The organism is Paenibacillus sp. DS2015 (genome assembly GCF_050433705.1).
GTDB lineage: Bacteria > Bacillota > Bacilli > Paenibacillales > Paenibacillaceae > Paenibacillus_AQ.
On record NZ_JBNPWS010000082.1, the window covers coordinates 1 to 1,655 of the forward strand.

The following is a 1,655-nucleotide window of genomic DNA, read 5'->3' on the forward strand; positions in this document are numbered from 1 at the left end:
CAATGTCATTAAGTTAATTTCAAAGACAAGAGCGAAAATAAAAATGGAATCTGAAACGGCATGGGGAAAAGTCCTGTGCCGTTTGTTTTTTGTGCAAGCAAGGAAAAAAGCGTACAGCAAACAAAGCGGATGGAATATCCGCTTGAAAAATGTTCATGTGAACCGAATTATGCTACTCTGTAGACGAAGCTAACAGCTGATTTATAGCGGATTTTGCGTGTATTCTCCTGCCCTAGGCGAATGGGTCGAATCGGCAAAATGTTTTTGCGAATCAGCGCTTCAACATCGGGCGGGGGTTCATCGTCCCTTGAGCGCAGGAAATGTCTACAAACGTGAACGGCGACCGTGAAGTTGACTTGGTATGAGTGCCGTTTATCCATTTGGGAAATGACGACGTGCGAGGTCATCATTTCAGCAAAATTGTACATGATCATTCTTGCGAAAATCTCTTGGGTAATGGACTCCCGTTTCTTTGCGTGAAAATTTGTCAGACCGACGGTGTACTTTAATGCCCTGAAAGAGGTTTCAATGCCCCATCGCATGTTATAAATGGACTTGATTTCATCGGGTGGGAAATCAGCGGCTGAAAGATTCGTAAGGACGGTTTCATAAGCGCCATTAGGCAGGAAGAAACGAACAACCCGAAAGGACATCGGATAAAACAAGTTCTCATGCCGATCCAAAAAATCAAATGTAGACGTGGAAGGGACGAACTTGTAGATCTCGGGATGAGCCTTGACCTCTTTGGTTTGTTTTTTTGTGAGTGTCAGATGAATGTCACGATCAAACGCTCCGCTAGAGGGCAAACGCAAGCCCGAAAGAATACCATTGGAATTCAAATCCTTTACCCGTATGACATAGTTCCACCCTTTACGTTCAAGATGCGCGAAATTGTTATAACTTTCATAACCTCTATCGGCAGTAACAATAGTTTTTCCCTTGATGGGAGAACGGTCAACCATAGCAGCCAGCGCTCTTCCCTCGTTGCATAACCTTCGTGGCTGAACAATGGCATCAACGTAAAGTCTGTTGCACAAGTCATAGGCTACGTTCAAATGCAGCAGGTTATAACCTTTCGTGTTCGGTTGACTTTGAAAATAGGTGTCCGTGTCCGCAGAGTCAGTTGCGATATGCAAATCTGAACCGTCAACGGCAAGTAACCGATACCCTCGGTAGTCCTTGATATCCGTATACGATTCCGTAAATTCATGAAACAGGAATTCCACAGCAGAAGGCAGGATTTTATTCCTCTGTTGGACAAAAGCAGAAGTGGTTGCGGTGTTTACATCATAGCCCTGCGATTCCAAGAGTTCCTTATATATGCTGTTGCCACCCATTGAGATCAGGAGTTGCATAACCGTCTCAAAGGGCAGCTTTTTCTTTCGGGTAAAATCTTTTTCAGGTTTTTTGACATAAGGTGCTGGCGTGGCTGACATTTTTCGTATGAGGGATGTCAGCGTCTCTTTTAGCGAATTTGCGTACTCATTTCTATTCATTGGCGTAACCTCCTCGTTTTTCCAAGGGGCTTCGCCACACAATTTCAACTGCTTGTCAAGTCCTGTTTTCTTTTTCGTGCAAAAACAAGAGCAGGCTATCTTTTCGATAACCTGCTCTTGTTCTTGATTTTTGGCCTGCGCCTTAACTTAATGACATTG

General features: G+C 44.0%; 2 protein-coding genes. One reads left to right on the forward strand and one right to left on the reverse strand.

The features are described from left to right. Positions 1-193 (forward strand): hypothetical protein (locus tag J2T13_RS26195; RefSeq protein ID WP_429375648.1); only part of this gene is annotated, 193 nt, incomplete at its 5' end. On the opposite strand, the gene J2T13_RS26200 is transcribed toward J2T13_RS26195, so the two are convergent. Continuing rightward, positions 168-1,496 carry an IS4 family transposase gene (locus J2T13_RS26200; RefSeq protein ID WP_429375649.1) on the reverse strand — a complete coding sequence of 443 codons (1,329 nt, stop codon included), beginning with the start codon at positions 1,494-1,496 and terminating at the stop codon, positions 168-170. The genes J2T13_RS26195 and J2T13_RS26200 overlap by 26 nt on opposite strands. Between the last annotated feature and the right edge of the window lie 159 nt (positions 1,497-1,655).